Origin of the sequence: Helicobacter suis HS1 (assembly GCF_026000295.1) — a bacterium.
GTDB lineage: Bacteria > Campylobacterota > Campylobacteria > Campylobacterales > Helicobacteraceae > Helicobacter > Helicobacter suis.
This window is the reverse complement of the sequence record NZ_AP026769.1, coordinates 906,104-921,630: the sequence shown is the minus strand read 5'-3', so window position 1 is coordinate 921,630 and position 15,527 is coordinate 906,104. Positions and strand designations below refer to the sequence as shown.

The 15,527-nt window shown below is 39.8% G+C and carries 16 protein-coding genes, 1 tRNA gene and 2 pseudogenes; 11 read left to right on the top strand and 8 right to left on the bottom strand.

Going from position 1 to position 15,527, the window contains the following annotated elements; translation table 11 throughout:
* Positions 1 to 105 precede the first annotated feature (105 nt).
* Together hisS and asd are read left to right on the top strand one after the other, a co-directional pair.
* Positions 106 to 1,416 (top strand): histidine--tRNA ligase, encoded by a 1,311-nt coding sequence (hisS, locus tag OO773_RS05050; RefSeq protein WP_006564587.1) that lies wholly within the window; start codon positions 106 to 108, stop codon positions 1,414 to 1,416.
* Positions 1,413 to 2,405, top strand: coding sequence for an aspartate-semialdehyde dehydrogenase (gene asd / locus OO773_RS05045; protein WP_006564588.1), 993 nt, complete (start codon positions 1,413 to 1,415; stop codon positions 2,403 to 2,405). Before hisS ends, asd begins: the two co-directional genes overlap by 4 nt.
* Here the strand turns inward: asd and OO773_RS05040 are convergent.
* Genes OO773_RS05040 through rpsT form a run of 5 tightly spaced genes read right to left on the bottom strand, consistent with a single transcriptional unit; the run spans position 2,389 to position 5,729 of the window.
* Positions 2,389 to 2,895: a DUF2147 domain-containing protein gene (locus OO773_RS05040; RefSeq protein WP_006564589.1), complete on the bottom strand. Its 507-nt coding sequence runs from the start codon at positions 2,893 to 2,895 to the stop codon at positions 2,389 to 2,391. The genes asd and OO773_RS05040 overlap by 17 nt on opposite strands.
* A gap of 8 nt (positions 2,896 to 2,903) precedes the next feature.
* Positions 2,904 to 3,398, bottom strand: coding sequence for a YhcH/YjgK/YiaL family protein (locus OO773_RS05035; RefSeq protein WP_231102933.1), 495 nt, complete (start codon positions 3,396 to 3,398; stop codon positions 2,904 to 2,906).
* A gap of 54 nt (positions 3,399 to 3,452) precedes the next feature.
* Positions 3,453 to 4,382: an ACP S-malonyltransferase gene (locus OO773_RS05030; protein WP_231102934.1), complete on the bottom strand. Its 930-nt coding sequence runs from the start codon at positions 4,380 to 4,382 to the stop codon at positions 3,453 to 3,455.
* 10 nt (positions 4,383 to 4,392) lie between these two features.
* On the bottom strand, positions 4,393 to 5,451 hold the full coding sequence (gene prfA / locus OO773_RS05025) for a peptide chain release factor 1 (RefSeq protein ID WP_006564592.1): 1,059 nt from the start codon (positions 5,449 to 5,451) through the stop codon (positions 4,393 to 4,395).
* A 2-nt stretch (positions 5,452 to 5,453) separates the two neighbouring features.
* Positions 5,454 to 5,729 carry a 30S ribosomal protein S20 gene (rpsT, locus tag OO773_RS05020; RefSeq protein WP_006564593.1) on the bottom strand — a complete coding sequence of 92 codons (276 nt, stop codon included), beginning with the start codon at positions 5,727 to 5,729 and terminating at the stop codon, positions 5,454 to 5,456.
* Positions 5,730 to 5,809: 80 nt separating this feature from the next.
* Between rpsT and glmM the strand changes: the two genes are divergently transcribed.
* Positions 5,810 to 7,141, top strand: a complete 1,332-nt coding sequence (gene glmM / locus OO773_RS05015; RefSeq protein ID WP_034375607.1) for a phosphoglucosamine mutase — start codon at positions 5,810 to 5,812, stop codon at positions 7,139 to 7,141.
* Entirely contained in the window at positions 7,138 to 7,320 is a 183-nt protein-coding gene (locus OO773_RS05010; protein WP_264828457.1) for a signal peptidase II, read from the top strand. The genes glmM and OO773_RS05010 overlap by 4 nt, the downstream gene beginning before the upstream one ends.
* On the opposite strand, the pseudogene OO773_RS05005 reads toward OO773_RS05010, so the two are convergent.
* A pseudogene (locus OO773_RS05005) lies at positions 7,309 to 7,587 on the bottom strand (peptide chain release factor-like protein); the annotation flags it as partial. The gene OO773_RS05010 and the pseudogene OO773_RS05005 overlap by 12 nt on opposite strands.
* Positions 7,588 to 7,656: 69 nt before the next feature.
* Here OO773_RS05005 and OO773_RS05000 point away from each other — a divergent pair.
* From OO773_RS05000 to OO773_RS04990, 3 genes are all read left to right on the top strand, one after another.
* Positions 7,657 to 7,731 (top strand) — tRNA-Val (locus OO773_RS05000).
* A 271-nt stretch (positions 7,732 to 8,002) separates the two neighbouring features.
* Complete coding sequence (locus OO773_RS04995) at positions 8,003 to 8,434, top strand: hypothetical protein (RefSeq protein ID WP_050780209.1); 432 nt, start codon at positions 8,003 to 8,005, stop codon at positions 8,432 to 8,434.
* 41 nt (positions 8,435 to 8,475) lie between these two features.
* Entirely contained in the window at positions 8,476 to 8,718 is a 243-nt protein-coding gene (locus OO773_RS04990) for a hypothetical protein (RefSeq protein ID WP_050780210.1), read from the top strand.
* Between the two features lie 162 nt (positions 8,719 to 8,880).
* Here the strand turns inward: OO773_RS04990 and OO773_RS04985 are convergent, their stop codons facing one another.
* Entirely contained in the window at positions 8,881 to 10,794 is a 1,914-nt protein-coding gene (locus OO773_RS04985; protein ID WP_073115376.1) for a methyl-accepting chemotaxis protein, read from the bottom strand.
* Between the two features lie 256 nt (positions 10,795 to 11,050).
* Between OO773_RS04985 and OO773_RS04980 the strand changes: the two genes are divergently transcribed.
* From OO773_RS04980 to OO773_RS04965, 4 genes and pseudogenes are all read left to right on the top strand, one after another.
* The gene (locus OO773_RS04980) at positions 11,051 to 13,084 is read left to right on the top strand and encodes an HsdM family class I SAM-dependent methyltransferase (protein ID WP_006564014.1); all 2,034 of its coding nucleotides are present in this window, start codon (positions 11,051 to 11,053) and stop codon (positions 13,082 to 13,084) included.
* A 232-nt stretch (positions 13,085 to 13,316) separates the two neighbouring features.
* Positions 13,317 to 13,961, top strand: a complete 645-nt coding sequence (locus OO773_RS04975) for a restriction endonuclease subunit S (RefSeq protein ID WP_264828456.1) — start codon at positions 13,317 to 13,319, stop codon at positions 13,959 to 13,961.
* A 26-nt stretch (positions 13,962 to 13,987) separates the two neighbouring features.
* On the top strand, positions 13,988 to 14,497 hold the full coding sequence (locus tag OO773_RS04970) for a restriction endonuclease subunit S (protein ID WP_040499101.1): 510 nt from the start codon (positions 13,988 to 13,990) through the stop codon (positions 14,495 to 14,497).
* A 207-nt stretch (positions 14,498 to 14,704) separates the two neighbouring features.
* Positions 14,705 to 14,872, top strand: a pseudogene (locus OO773_RS04965) (ATP phosphoribosyltransferase regulatory subunit); the annotation flags it as partial.
* Here OO773_RS04965 and OO773_RS04960 read toward each other — a convergent pair.
* Positions 14,837 to 15,178, bottom strand: coding sequence for a nitrate- and nitrite sensing domain-containing protein (locus tag OO773_RS04960; protein WP_232048864.1), 342 nt, complete (start codon positions 15,176 to 15,178; stop codon positions 14,837 to 14,839). The pseudogene OO773_RS04965 and the gene OO773_RS04960 sit on opposite strands and share 36 nt — an antisense overlap.
* Positions 15,179 to 15,527: the final 349 nt, after the last annotated feature.

Genomic DNA, 15,527 nt, shown 5'->3' with positions numbered 1-15,527 from the left:
CTGTTCCTTTTGAAATAAAATTATTCCTTATCCTAATCTGTTTGTTCATAAACTCTATTTAAAGAGCTAGGGTGTTATAATCATCTATTCTAATAAAGGACTTCCATGATCACCCCAAAGACCCTGAGTGGCTTTAAAGATAGACTGCCTAAAGAGGCGATGGCTAAGGGCGCGGTGCTAGAAAAATTAGCCCGTGTGTTTAGAAGTTTTGGTTTTGTGCCCATTGAAACCCCCCATTTAGAATACGCCTCCATTCTCACACAAGAAGAAGGTGAGATTCAAAAAGAACTCTATCTATTCAAAGATCATGGCAAGCGAGAAGTGGGCTTGCGCTTTGATCAGACCGTGCCTTTAGCCCGTTTTATTGCCCAACATAGCCATGCTCTAGGCCTGCCCTTTAAGCGTTATGCGATTGGCAATGTCTTTAGAGGGGAGCGAGCACAAAAGGGGCGTTACCGGGAGTTTACCCAGTGTGATTTTGATTTTATCGGTAGCTCTAGTTCGTTATGCGATAGTGAGATTATCCAAGTGATTATTGCAAGTTTAAAAGCCCTAGATTTAGAAGAGTTTTGTGTGTGGATCAACCACCGCAAAATTTTAAATGGTTTATGCCAACACTTTGGCTTGCACACTGAAGAGGAGATCACCGCTTTTTTAAGAATCATAGATAAACTAGGCAAGATCGGACAACAAGGCGTTATTTTAGAACTCAAAGCCTGTTTTCCTCTTATGGATTTTCAAGCTTTTTTAGAGATTATCAACACCAAACAACAAGAAGACCCCCTAGAATTTTTTAAGAGTGTGGCCTATCTTAAAGCTTATAATTCCACTTTAAAAGAAGGGTTAGAGGAATTAGAAGCGCTTTTTAAATTATTACTCTCTTTAGAGATCAACCCCGATCACTTCAAAATAGATTTTTCTATTGCTAGAGGGCTTGGTTATTATACGGGTATTGTCTATGAAACCACCCTTAACCAGCTAACGAGTTTGGGTAGCATTTGCTCAGGGGGGCGTTATGATAATCTTTCTAAAAGTTTTAGTCTTAAGAGTTTCCCGGGTGTGGGTGCGTCTATTGGTTTAGATAGGCTTTTAGTTGCCCTAGAGGAATTAGAACTCATTGAAAATAAATCCACTAGCGCTAGGGTGTTAGTGGTGTGCATGGATGCAAGCCACTTTAGTTATGCAAGCCAAATAGCCCAAAATCTCCGCCAAAGTGAAATCAATACCGAACTTTATCCCGAAATTGGCAAACTCAAAAAACCCTTTGGTTATGCCAACCAAAAGGGGCATGAATTTGTAGTGGTGCTAGGTGAGGAAGAGGTGCAAAGAGAAACTTTGACTTTAAAAAACATGACAACAGGTGTACAATTTAACCATTTGAGTTTTTTAAGGGTTTTAGCGATGGTAAAAGAATGAAAACCTATAACATTGCCTTAGTAGGCGCAAGTGGTGCAGTAGGAGCTGAGATTATTTCTGTTTTAGAGGAATATCAATTCCCCATAGGCCACTTTTATCCCCTAGCTAGTAAGCGCAGTGCCGGGCAAAAAATCAAGGCCTTTCAATCAGAATACAGCGTTTTAGAAACCACCCATGCTAGTTTTACCGGTATTGACATTGCCTTTTTTAGTGCCGGTAAAAGCGTGAGCGAGGTTTTTGCCCCCAGTGCAGCTAAAGTAGCTTTAGTGATAGATAACACTAGCCATTTTCGTTTGCAAGAGGATATTCCTTTAGTTGTACCTGAAGTTAATATCCAAGATTTAAAGCACTGCCCTAAAAATATCATCGCTAACCCTAATTGTTCTACGATTCAAATGGTGCAGGTCTTAAACCCTTTACATGAAGCCTTTGGCATTACACGGGTAGATGTGAGTACTTATCAAGCCGCTAGCGGAGCGGGTAAACGAGGGTTAATAGAATTACAAAACCAAATGGCAGGTCATGAAACTTGTGAAGTCTTTCCCCATCCTCTAGCTTTAAATGTAATTCCTCAAATTGATGTCTTTTTGCCCTCTGGTTATACTAAAGAGGAAATGAAAATGGTGCAAGAGAGTCATAAAATCATGCATGCAGATTTTCCAATTAGCGCGACTTGTGTACGAGTCCCCGTGCTTAGAAGCCATAGCGAAAGTCTTAGCATTCACTTTAAACAAGAAGTACAAGCCACTCAAGCTAGAGAAATTTTAAAGAATTCGCCTAATTTAGTGGTGATAGATGATCCTAGCAGGGGTTTATATCCCATGCCCATTACAGCTAGTTGTTCTGATCAAACTTTTATAGGGCGTATTAGAAATGACTTATTTGATTCTAAAATTTTGCATCTATGGTGCGTGGCCGATCAATTACGCGTAGGGGCAGCCACTAATGCGGTAAAAATTGCCTTAGAGTGGATTAAAACGCATCACTAGGGAGTTGTTTAAGGGTTTGGAGTACTTCTGAAAAATTAGGTTTTGTGATGCCATGCTTTTTTAAATAATCCTCATCTAACCTTTTCCAAATAAAGGTTTTACCAAAGAATCCCCGTCGATCTAAACTTGGTAAAAACTTTAAATCCCCATTCTTTTTTTGTTTGATCTGTACATAATAGGTACGCCCGTCATAAAAATTATAAGCCCGCCCCCCTGTGTAAGTATCCCCACACGCTCGCGTTAATTTATATAAAAACACCGTCCCCTTATCGCTACGGTTGCGCAAAGCCGGGTTTTTATTATAAATATCTTTATTGGCTTTAGAACCATCTACATTAGCAATTCCATAGGCATAATACTTATCCCCATACTTAAAAAATTCCACATAAGAGGCTTTCATGTATAAAAAAGCTTGGGTTTTATAAATGCCGTCTAATTCAGCTAAAAGAGGTGTGATAGCGCCCGCGCAAAACAAACAAAACCACTTCATATAAAACTCTAAAGCTTAAATTTAATCAGATTGGTAGGGACTTTAGCCACAATTTTATAAACTAGACCTTTTGTGTGCGCTGCTGTGGCGTGTGCATCTTGGCTAAATAAAATGGCTAACATGCCCGCATCTAAACGCAAAGAATAACAACTTTCATTCATTTTATAAGTCTGTTTATCTAGGCTAGAATCATAAGGTTGCTCTACTTCTAAATCTGTACTATCCCCTAGATATAAAAGTTCGCTACCTTGCACCATTAGCAAAAAATCTACATGATCTTGGTGGGTTTCTAGTAAACCTAGAGAAGGTGTATAAATGATTTCTGCCGCGCTCATGCCTTGCTCTAATTCTTGTTTAATCACTCCTTGCCTTCTTTGTAAAAAAGCTTGGTGCTTAGAACTAGCCGGGTCTAACATTGCCTTTAAATAGGCATAAAGGGATTCTAACTCTTGGGTTTTAGAAAATAAAGAGGCTAAAGAGACTAACTTGCCAATAACTGCCATTTTATCTCCACTGATTTTAATCTCAGGATTTTAATCAGAAAAGTCCAATGGAGTTTAAACCTCTTGGCGTACAAAGGTTAAGGCTTCTTTTAAATCTGTAAGGGTAGTGATGCTATAAGTGGGCTTAGCGCTAAGCCGTTTATTAAGATTTTTTAAGACACTCGTACCAAATTCTACATAATAAGAGGATCGCCTCTCACACACCTGCATACATTCGCTATAGCGCACAGGTTGGACAAGTTGGATTCCAAGACATTCAAGCGCGCCTTCTTTATCTTGATAAACCTGTGTAGTGGCATTAGAAAGTACGCCAAAGTGATAATTATTGTGTAAACTCTCTTGTAAAAGTGCCCTAAAATCCTCTACCATAGGCTCTAAAATAGGGCAGTGGCTCACCACATTCATCGGTAAAAGTACGCATTTTTTAGCCCCCAGTATTTTAGAATTAAGATTTTGTAAAAGAGATTTAGGCCCGGCTAATACAACTTGTGGGCCATTAAAATTAGCCACATACAGCAATTGCCCCTCTTGTTTAGCCTGTTTGCAATAATCTCCTAAAACCTGCGCATCACCTCCCAAAACAACCAACATGCCAAGCTCTTCTTTATAAGCGCTACAGATCTCCTCCATGCGCTCTCCTCGTTTAAAGACTAATTTTAGCCCCCTTTTTAAATCTAGCGCCCCACTGGCTGCATTAGCGCTAATTTCACCCAAAGAATGCCCCAAAGCTAGCAAAGGCTTAACAGACCCGCCCAACTCTTGCATAAACACCTCAAAGGCCACCATAGAAACCAAAAAGATCGCGCTTTGTGCATAGGTACTTTTGTTTAGCTGCGTATTCTCACTGTGTAAAAGCTTAACCATATCTGTTTGTAAAATATCGCTAGCCTCTTGGTACATTTCCCTAGCCAAATCAAAATTTTTATAGATTTCCTCACCCATGCCCACATGTTGTGAGCCCTGTCCACCAAATAATGCAACCATTCTTATCCTTTCACCCCTCTAATCCTTGTGCCTGCGCATGCGCAATTAATGGCTCAATCACCGGGTCTAAATTACCCGAAAGCATGAGCTCCTCCAAACTATAAAGCGTTAAATTAATGCGGTGATCGCTTAAGCGGTTTTGCGGGTAGTTGTAGGTGCGAATCCGTTCGCTTCGATCCCCGCTACCCACTTGCATTTTACGCTCGGCTGAGTGGGCTTGTTGTTGTTCCTCAATTTGTTTTTCATACAAACGGGCTTTAAGGATTTTTAAGGCCTTATCGCGGTTTTTATGCTGGGATTTTTCATCTTGCATGGATACACTAATGCCTGTAGGGATATGCGTGATGCGCACGGCTGAATCAGTGGTGTTTACACATTGCCCCCCATGCCCTCCGGCGCGAAATACTTCAATACGCAAATCGCTAGGATTAATATTAATCTCTACATCATCTGCCTCAGGCATGATCGCTACAGTGATAGCTGAGGTGTGGATACGCCCTTGTGATTCGGTTTCTGGTACGCGTTGTACGCGATGTGTCCCCGCTTCAAATTTTAACCTTGAATACACACCCTGCCCTTTAATGAGCGCAATCATTTCCTTATACCCGCCCACGCTATTTTCACTTGAGCTAACAATTTCTACTTTCCAACGCTTTAAATCTGCATAACGGCAATAGGTTCTAAACAAATCGCCTACAAAAATCCCTGCCTCATCGCCCCCTGTACCGGCGCGTAATTCCAGATAGATATTTTTAGAATCGTTTGGATCTTTTGGGATAAGCAAGATTTTAATGTGATCTCCTAGATTCTTGCTTTGCTCCTCCAGACTTTTAAGCTCTTCTTTGGCTAACTCGCCTAGTTCTTTATCCTCTAATAGCGCCTTATTTTCTTGGATTTGATCTAAAATCTTTAAATAGCGCTTAGCTGCTTGGGCTAATTCCTCTAAACTAGCTTGTTCCTTGCTTAATTCAGTAAGCCGCTTGACATCGTTTAAAACTTCAGGTTGGGTTAGGCAGAGGGCGAGTGCGTCATAACGCGCCACAACCTCCTTTAATTTCTGGGATAGCACGATTACGCGTTAGCTAGGGCGATCTTTTTGACGCTTGCATTGAGGCGCGAAACTTTCCTAGAAGCGGTGTTTTTCTTTAAAACGCCCTTGCTGACAAATTTATGCAGTTCTTTATTAGCCACTTTAAAAGCTTCTTGGGCTTTGGCTAGATCGTTATGTTCTACGGCTTGGCGTACAGCTTTTACAATGTTTTTAATGCGGGTTTTATAAAAGCGGTTGCGCTCCGTGCGTTTGGTAGTTTGGCGGATGCGTTTTTCTGCGGATTTATGATTAGCCATAGCTTAATCCCTTTATCAAAAATAATATGGCAAGATTTTATCTAAAAAAGCATTAAAGACTGATTAACTTAGGAAAACGCATGGTTTTTGGTACAGATGGAGTGCGGGGTAAGGCTGGGGTTGAGATCACCCCGATGTTTGTCATGCAATTAGGCATTGCGGCTGGATTGTATTTTAAATCACAGGCAAGGAGCAATAAAATCTTAGTGGGCAAAGACACCCGCAAGAGTGGTTATATGGTTGAAAGCGCGCTCGTGAGTGCTCTTACCTCAGTAGGTTATGATGTGATTCAAATAGGGCCTATGCCCACACCTGCTATTGCCTTTTTAACCGATAACATGCGCTGTGATGCGGGGGTGATGATTAGCGCTAGCCATAACCCTTTTGAGGATAATGGGATTAAATTTTTTGATCGTTTCGGTTATAAATTACAAAGACAAAGCGAAATTGCCATTGAAAAGATCTTTGCTAACACGCAACAAATAGAGAGCAGTTGCCAGTGTGGGGTGGCTATTGGCAGTTCTAAACGCATTGATGATGTAATCGGGCGCTACATTGTGTATTTAAAAAATTCCTTCCCCAAACATTTAAATTTGCAGGGCATGCGGGTGGTAATTGATACGGCTAATGGAGCAGGTTATAAAGTTGCGCCCATTGTCTTTAGCGAGCTAGGTGCTGATGTGATTGTGATTAATAATGAGCCTAATGGGAGTAATATTAATGCCCAGTGTGGCGCGCTTTATCCTTTAGAACTCAGCCAAGAAGTCAAACGATACCGCGCAGATTTAGGCATTGCTTTAGATGGAGATGCGGATCGCTTGGTAGTAGTCGATCATTTAGGGCAGGTGGTGCATGGAGATAAGCTCATTGGAGCATTAGCTACTTACCAGCACAAACAAGCCAAATTAACTAGCCCACAAATTGTAGTAACCACAATGAGTAATCTTTCTTTGCAGGAATATTTAGAAAAACAGGGGGTATCTGTTTTATATTGCAATGTGGGGGATAAATTTGTGAGTGCATGCATGCAAGAAAATGGGGTGAATTTTGGGGCTGAACAAAGTGGGCATATTATTTTAGGCGATGCAAAAACAGGCGATGCAATCATGAGTGCTTTACAAGTAGCTGCTTGCATCGTTGAGAGTCAAAAATCAAGTGCTGAGGTGCTTAACCCCTTTGAATTAACCCCCCAAATTTTAGAAAATGTGCGCGTTAAAACCAAAAAACCCCTAGAAAAACTCCATGGATTAAAGGATAAACTTAAAAACCTTGAGGAAGAGGGGATTCGCCACCTGATTCGCTATTCAGGTACAGAAAACATTTTACGCATTCTCTTAGAGGGTAAGAATCAACACGCCTTAGAAAAACACATCAAAGATTTACGGACTTTTTTCCAAGAGCATTTAACTTGAAATCCCCCATTTTTGCCTTTATCCTAGCCTTTGTTGGGGCTGTACTAAGCGATCAAGTGCTTAAACAAATGATCTTAGCTGGCTTGCGCTATGAGGGACCGGTGATTTCTATTGTGCTAGCTTATAATGAGGGTGTGGCCTTTTCTATGCTGCATTTTTTAGGGCCCTCGCACGGCTGAATCAGTGGTGTTTACACATTGCCCCCCATGCCCTCCGGCGCGAAATACTTCAATACGCAAATCGCTAGGATTAATATTAATCTCTACATCATCTGCCTCAGGCATGATCGCTACAGTGATAGCTGAGGTGTGGATACGGTAATTGATTATGTCTACTGGCATTATCAATTTGATTTTGCGATCTTTAATTTAGCCGATGTTTGAATACACACCCTGCCCTTTAATGAGCGCAATCATTTCCTTATACCCGCCCACGCTATTAACACTGTATAATGGCGATTTTTTATGCGGCGTTTTTTATAAAATTCCTACGGAATTTTTCCTGCGCAATTTAAGGGTCGCGTAGCTCAGTGGTAGAGCACTACCTTGACATGGTAGGGGTCGCTGGTTCAAATCCAGTCGTGGCCACCATTAAATAAATTAAGCTAAGAAATACACCAAAATCTTATACTCTCTCAAAGCCCTAAAAAATCTCTTAAAAAGCAACAGCACATGCCCTTAAAAACACTAAAAACTCTTCTGATTCTTATGTTCTCTATGTTTGTAGCATTGTCAGCTAAATGTAATGTAAAAACAACCAATCTACAAGCCTTGTTAAAACAACATCATATCCCGGGTGTGCTGATTAAGTCTGCTGTTTTACCCAGTATCTTAAACTCTTGGTTGTAGAAAATAAGGGCAAATGGAGTGGTACTTAGATAAATACACTCTTAAACTCACACATGAAAAACCCGATTGGCTTTGGGATATAGGGGTTGAAGGGGTTGATCGGAATAAGGCAGCTGTGCGCATGGAAGATGAAATTAAGCCACATAACCACGCCATGTCTGTAAAAATGTACAGTATCCTTAATCAAGATGTGGATCACTACCTTGATGAAACTTTACTTTCCTTAAAACTCTTAAAGGGCACGCATTACAAAATCGCTACCTTTAATGGCCCTAGCGTGTGGCTGATCAATTCTGATACCACACTTGCTATAGAAGTTAACCAAGCTTTTGGACCTGGTGCTGCTCCTTTCAATCAAGTTAATATGCACTCTGAACAACTAGCTGCCAAAAACGCGCCTCTTCTCTTTGGCTCTTTTTTAATACCCTACCCAAAGCCTGTTTAGATAACTTCCCCTCTTTTAACCCTAAAGCCCCCGATCTGTACTTGATCTTAAGTTTTAAAAAAGATGATTATACAAATCTTTACCAGCGCACCAAACAAATCCTTCAAAATTTCCACTCTATTCTAAAACACTATAACGCGCATGTTTTGGCTCTACAGCAAAACCCTAATAGTTGTAAAGATGAAGATCCAAATCTAAATACTCCTGCTTGTCTAGCCCTATTTATGGCTTATCAACAGATCAAAGAGCAATTCCACGCCACCCCTATTCATAGGTTAGCGTAGCTAGGCTAATCACACAGCCTCTACTCCAAAAGTGAGCCCTTACTCTGGCAATTGCAGTACAAAACTTTTAGCATGGCGTCTTAATCGCTTTGGCTAAGCTTGCGGGCTTTAGCGCGCAACTAGTAAGTAACTCTTATTGTTGATCCTAATAAAAACTGCTCATTAGAATTTAAATGTACTTAAAAAGCTATTTGAATCAAGAGTTTGTTTATGTAAATCATCAGAGGACTTTTGCATAGAATCGTTGATTTTTAATAAATCCTGCACGCACAAGGCGATCTTGTCTACATTTTCAAAGATACTTGCTGTGTGCTCATTTATTCTATTAATATTGTTAAGATTTACCAGAGAGTGATCCACCGCATCCACGATGATAGAGGAAAAATGATTGATATGGCTTTGCATATCGCTTGAGTGCTGGGCTAGGGCTTGCATCAATGAGAGGCTGTCTTTTCTTTCTTGATTAAGCTTGGCAATAGCCTCTAAGATATGTTTGACAATAGATGTACTTTCTGTAATATTTCTTTGTGTCCTTTCAGCCAGAGCCCGCACTTCATCAGCCACCACCGCAAACCCGCGCCCATGCTCGCCTGCTCGCGCAGCCTCAATAGCCGCGTTTAAAGCAAGTAAATTGGTTTGATCGGCAATCTCTACGATTGCATCTAGCACGCTTTGTATATCTTGGGCTTCTTTAGATAAAGATTGCATGTTTGTAACACTCTCTTCTTCGCTGGCTATACTGCGCTGGATATGTTCATCAATCGCGGTTACAGCTGTTTTGGTATCAGAAACATTTTTTAATACACTCTCTAAAAGCTCCCTAGTAGAAACAGATACCGCCACGCTTTCACTTAATATTTGTCGGCTAGAGTGGCTTAAATCCGTGTTACTGCGGCTAATTTGCTCTATTTGTTTGGAGTTTGAGTCTAACCCTGCAGAAACAGCGCTTAAAGTTTTGGAGATGGCTATATTGTCGTATACCTGCCTAGAGATTTTTTGCAAAGTGCCTCGTGTGTATTCTATGAAGAGGTTTACAGACTTAACCATCAAGCCTATTTCATCGTTAGCCTCAATGCTGATCTCATCGGTGAAAATTTTGTTGTTTGCGATGTGTTCTAGGGTCTTATTAACTTTGTTTAATCTCCTAGAAATACGGCACATTATCAAGTAAAGACAAGTTGTCATTACAGAAATCAACAGTACCTGAAAAGCCAGCAGAAACACAAAATAGTGGGTGTTCTTTGTGATGGTAACATCTGTGATCTTTGTGATGTTAGCGTTGATACTATCCTCTACCTGTTTGAGTAAATCCATCTTCTTTGTAATGGTTTTAAACCAAACATTAGGGTTAACACCAAACCCCCCCACTGAATATTTTGAAATCAGGATATGACGCATTTTTTCCACATCTTTAAAGCTAGAATCTTCAGAAATACGATGGAATAATGCTACACTCTGTACATCTGCAAAGAATAGGAAAATTTTTTGATAAACTTCTTGCTTGGCCATTAGAGAAATAAAGTTAGCGTAGTTAGGATCAGCAGGGCTGTTTGCAACAAAAATACGAGTCGCCGTAGCTCTTTCTAGTCCGGATTTCTCTTCGGCATAAAGAAAATCAATATAGCTTATGAGCGCATCAGAGGTTTGGGAATCACGGACGATTGTAATGGATTTAAGCACGCTATCTAGAAATATTGTAATGATCTGTGTAAAATATTTTATCGTGCTATCCACAATTGCCTTTTTATCCTTAGATTCCATAGCGTTGCGCATTTGAGGCAATTTGACTAAAAGATTTAACCCTTTTTGCAAAGCCTGCACATAGTTAGTATCCAAACCCGAAGTAGAACTCAAAAATCTTTTAAGATCGTCTAATTTTGTATCTGTATGCCGTCTTTGCTCTTGTAACTCACTGGCAAACTGCACCCCACCACTAGATAAAAAACCCGCACTCATTCCCCGTTCCTTTTGCATCTCATGTACAAGCGAGGATAAGTATTGAGATGCCTTCATTTGGCGCGCCAAATCTTGACTGCGCTTCAAAGTATCATAGGCGTTATACGATCGCCAAAACATAAGAATCAATAGGAAAACCATAGGAACAGAAGCAATTAAAACAATTTTATCCCGCAACTTCAAATCGTTAAGCAAAGTGCAACAAAGCCTCCAATTAACAAGGCGAATAAGAAAATAGGTAAATTAGATATTATCAATTAGTGATAAATGGTATCAAAACAGACTCCATTAATGAGTTCTTATCTAGTTTTAAATAAGTTAAAGAACCCTCTTAAATTCAATCTTTTATAATGTCGCCTTTTAATGAGAGGAAAACATGCCCAGTCAAGAAGAACGATTAGAAGATGAGATCAAAAAAGAGTTAGAAGACCTCAAGATCGAGTTTTACAATAAGACAAAAACCATGGATAAGCAAATTGAATATGCCCTAAAAGAAGCCCCCTCCAAAGGCGGAGGAAGTGGGCGCAATTATCCCGATCTTAAATTGCTAATAAACACTCAAAAAATGCGCCATATCCCGGTGATGATAGAGATCAAGGGACTTAAGAGGCGTTTAGAAAAATTTAACAAAAACAACGCAAGCCTTGATATGAGCACAGACGCCATTAAAAATTACGCCCTCAATGGGGCAGTGCATTATGCTAATGCAATTCTAGATTATAGCGACTATAAAGAGGTCATTGCCATTGGTATTAATGGCTATGAAGAGGCGGACAAATTGCATAAAGAATATGCTTTTTATTATTTGCAGTCTAAAGCTTTAGCCGTGCCCCAAAAGATTGGCGATTTTAGCGATCTCTCTATCCTAACTAATTTGGAGGAATTAGAGGCTAAACTAGACACGCTCACTTTAAGCGATGAGGTACGCGCTAAGGCTATTGAGGATTTAGAGAGCCAAACAGAAACCCAGTTAAACAAGCTCAACCAGTTTTTACATGATGAAATTTTAAATCTTGACCCCAATGATCGCGTGGCTTTGCTTGTGGGGATGATCATGGCAGCTAGTGGGGTTGCTTACAAAACTTCTCCACTCAAACTAGAGGATTTAAAGAACGAACAAGATAAAGACTCCCATGACGGACATGAGTTTTTAAAGAAAATTAAAGCTTTTCTAAACGCCAAAAACTTACCCCCAGAGAAAATTAGCATAGTTGTTCATGAACTCCAAAAAGTTTTTATCCACTCTAAGCTATGGCAAACTAACACCTACACCAGAAAAAACATAGCAATAAGCCCGCTAAAAACAATCTATGGGCGGTTTTTAGAGGGAGTTTTTCCTTTGGTTAAAAAACTTAGCCAAGCTGATATTGCGGGTAAACTTTTTAATGTGCTTACCAAATGGCTGGAGGTTCCGGATAATGAAAAAAACGATGTAGTGCTCACTCCCCGTATAGTTGTGGATTTAATGGTAAACCTAGCTGAAGTTAATCAAGATTCGTTTGTTTGGGATTATGCTACTGGATCGGGGGCGTTTTTAGTTTCTAGCATGAATAAGATGATTCAAGATTGCACAGAAAAGATACTTAACCAAGAAGAGAGAGAAAAGAAAATCGCCCATATTAGGGCATACCAACTACTAGGCATTGAAAAACGCACAGATATTTATTTGCTTGGGGTGTTAAACATGCTCTTACTAGGCGATGGAAGCGCTAATCTCTTGCACAAAGATAGTTTAGTGGATTTTAAAGAAGGGGTCAAGTACGAACAAGGCGATTATAAGGGTAAACTTTTTAACGCTAATGTCTTCTTGCTTAATCCTCCCTATAGCGCTAAGGGTAAGGGCTTTGTTTTTGTAGATCGCGCTTTAGAGAGAATGACTAGCGGGCGGGCGGTTGTGATTATCCAAGAAAATGCAGGCAGTGGGAATGGGCTGCCCTATACAAAAGATATTTTAAAGAAAAACACCCTACTAGCTAGTATTAAAATGCCTTTAGATTTATTTGTAGGTAAATCTAGCGTGCAAACGGCTATTTATGTCTTTGAAGTGGGCAAACCCCATAATAAAGAGCACATGGTTAAATTCATTAATTTTAGTAATGATGGCTACATGCGCGCAGCGCGTAAAAAAGCAAAAGCAAGTGTCAATTTAAGAGATGTAGATAGGGCTAAAGAGCGCTACGCTGAATTGATTAATATCATTGTACATGATCACGATCCTAAACTGTACAAAGATCACTTCATTAAAGATAGAATTAATCTAGGAGGTGAGGATTGGACTTATGCCCAGCACCAAAAAATAGACAACACACCCCAAATTACAGACTTTAAAAGGTGTGTGGCTGATTTTCTGACTTATGAAGTTTCTTTAGTGCTAAAGGGGGATTCACTCACACAAGAGGCTAAAGCTTAGCTTAAGTCATGGTTTTAAAAAGATTGATATAAAATAAAACGCCCGGGAACACTACACCAACCCCGGGCAGAAAGGAGCGATCATGCGGCCTCATGATCGTGATCCTATGTGGGTATTGTGCCTTAAATTCTCTATATTTGGGCTTAAAGTGAGTCTAAAAATCAAAAAGAGATAGCATGGGATCGCCCCTCCGGGGGCACCTTTGATATTTTTCTAAAATATAAGGGTAAGCATGGGTATTTTAGATAGTTTTGAAGAGTTATTAGCTTTGGATTGGCAAGAGGTTAGGGTAGGGGATTTGTTTGAGGTAGAATCTAGCAATAAAATTTTGCATGCCAACCAACTTAAAGAAATTATAGATATTCCTAAAGAGGGTTATTATCCTTATGTAGTTAGAAGTGCGCGTAACAATGGAATAAGGGGGTTTATCAAAGAGGATACAGCCTATTTGAATCCGGGTAATAGTTTAAGTTTTGCGATGGATACTTTTAGCGTCTTTTATCAAGAGAGACCCTATTTTACGGGAAATAATGTCAAAATCCTAGTTCCTAAATTTGATCTTGATAGATACAAGGGGTTATTTATTGCTACCACCCTGCAAAAATCTATCGCCCATCTAGGTTGGGGGACAAATTGCACAATTAATGATATTGAAACAATGTGCTTTTCTCTCCCCCATACCTCCACCAATAAGATCGCCTTTGAGGCTATGGAAGCTTTTATTAGAGAAATTCAGGCGGAGCGCCTGAGAGAAATTCAGGCGTATCTAAAAGTAACCGGATTAGAAAACACCACTTTAACAAAAGAAGAAGAAAACGCCCTTTCTCTTTTTACAGATCAGACGCCATTAAAAATTACGCCCTCAATGGGGCAGTGAAGCGCTTAAAGTGGAGGGAGTTTAGGGTGGGGGAGTTGTTTGAAATTAGCGGGAGTAAAACCACTCCCAAATTACAGTTAGAGAAATACGGCAAAGGTGATTATCCTTATATAACCACCCAAGCTACTAATAATGGCGTTGCGGGGTATTATAACTTTTGGACAGAAAAAGGAAATTGTTTAACCATTGATAGCGCCGTGCTAGGCACTTGCTTTTATCAAGCCAAAAATTTTAGTGCCAGCGATCATGTAGAAATTTTGCGCCCTAAGTTTAGCCCTTTTAACCGCTATATTGCGCTGTATTTTGTAACGACCTTAAACCGCTTAAGTCTGTGTTATGGTTACTCTTATGCTCACAAGCGATCGCAAAGAGCCTTAAGAGAGGAAATTTGCCCCCTGCCTATCAGCAAAAACGGTACAATCACCTTTGACTTAATAGAACACTTTATTAAAGCCTTAGAAAAACAACGGATAGAAAAAGTTAAAGTTATGGGTGTGCAAGAAATAGAGACCTATACTCAAGTAATAGTCCAATAAACTCTAAATTTGAGGGGTGTTTAATTCTTATTTAAAAAGTGTTTAACCCCGCTTAAATGAGAGTGTGGTTAAAAATTTTAAAACATTGTATTAAGACTTTAAAAATAGAGGTGAAAAAGCTAGAAAAGTTTAAAAAGAGGGTTAATAGGAGTTAACACGGATTAAAGGGCTAGGTGTTATAATCACTCATTCTAATAAAGGACTTCCATGATCACCCCAAAGACCCTGAGTGGCTTTAAAGATAGACTGCCTAAAGAGGCGATGGCTAAGGGCGCGGTGCTAGAAAAATTAGCCCGTGTGTTTAGAAGTTTTGGTTTTGTGCCCATTGAAACCCCCCATTTAGAATACGCCTCCATTCTCACACGAGGTTTGGGAATCACGGACGATTGTAATGGATTTAAGCACGCTATCTAGAAATATTGTAATGATCTGTGTAAAATATTTTATCGTGCTATCCACAATTGCCTTTTTATCCTTAGATTCCATAGCGTTGCGCATTTGAGGCAATTTGACTAAAAGATTTAACCCTTTTTGCAAAGCCTGCACATAGTTAGTATCCAAACCCGAAGTAGAACTCAAAAATCTTTTAAGATCGTCTAATTTTGTATCTGTATGCCGTCTTTGCTCTTGTAACTCACTGGCAAACTGCACCCCACCACTAGATAAAAAACCCGCACTCATTCCCCGTTCCTTTTGCATCTCATGTACAAGCGAGGATAAGTATTGAGATGCCTTCATTTGGCGCGCCAAATCTTGACTGCGCTTCAAAGTATCATAGGCGTTATACGATCGCCAAAACATAAGAATCAATAGGAAAACCATAGGAACAGAAGCAATTAAAACAATTTTATCCCGCAACTTCAAATCGTTAAGCAAAGTGCAACAAAGCCTCCAATTAACAAGGCGAATAAGAAAATAGGTAAATTAGATATTATCAATTAGTGATAAATGGTATCAAAACAGACTCCATTAATGAGTTCTTACCCGGTTTCAAATAATCCCGCTTTCAAACTAAATTTTTTATAATGTT

What these genes read in the sequence shown, in the direction of transcription:
- hisS (WP_006564587.1), top strand. Translation starts at nt 106, where the DNA reads ATGATCACCCCAAAGACCCTGAGTGGCTTTAAAGATAGACTGCCTAAA.
- asd (WP_006564588.1), top strand. Translation starts at nt 1,413, where the DNA reads ATGAAAACCTATAACATTGCCTTAGTAGGCGCAAGTGGTGCAGTAGGA.
- OO773_RS05040 (WP_006564589.1), bottom strand. Translation starts at nt 2,895, where the DNA reads ATGAAGTGGTTTTGTTTGTTTTGCGCGGGCGCTATCACACCTCTTTTA.
- OO773_RS05035 (WP_231102933.1), bottom strand. Translation starts at nt 3,398, where the DNA reads ATGGCAGTTATTGGCAAGTTAGTCTCTTTAGCCTCTTTATTTTCTAAA.
- OO773_RS05030 (WP_231102934.1), bottom strand. Translation starts at nt 4,382, where the DNA reads ATGGTTGCATTATTTGGTGGACAGGGCTCACAACATGTGGGCATGGGT.
- rpsT (WP_006564593.1), bottom strand. Translation starts at nt 5,729, where the DNA reads ATGGCTAATCATAAATCCGCAGAAAAACGCATCCGCCAAACTACCAAA.
- glmM (WP_034375607.1), top strand. Translation starts at nt 5,810, where the DNA reads ATGGTTTTTGGTACAGATGGAGTGCGGGGTAAGGCTGGGGTTGAGATC.
- OO773_RS04995 (WP_050780209.1), top strand. Translation starts at nt 8,003, where the DNA reads ATGGAGTGGTACTTAGATAAATACACTCTTAAACTCACACATGAAAAA.
- OO773_RS04985 (WP_073115376.1), bottom strand. Translation starts at nt 10,794, where the DNA reads ATGTTTTGGCGATCGTATAACGCCTATGATACTTTGAAGCGCAGTCAA.
- OO773_RS04980 (WP_006564014.1), top strand. Translation starts at nt 11,051, where the DNA reads ATGCCCAGTCAAGAAGAACGATTAGAAGATGAGATCAAAAAAGAGTTA.
- OO773_RS04975 (WP_264828456.1), top strand. Translation starts at nt 13,317, where the DNA reads ATGGGTATTTTAGATAGTTTTGAAGAGTTATTAGCTTTGGATTGGCAA.
- OO773_RS04960 (WP_232048864.1), bottom strand. Translation starts at nt 15,178, where the DNA reads ATGAGTGCGGGTTTTTTATCTAGTGGTGGGGTGCAGTTTGCCAGTGAG.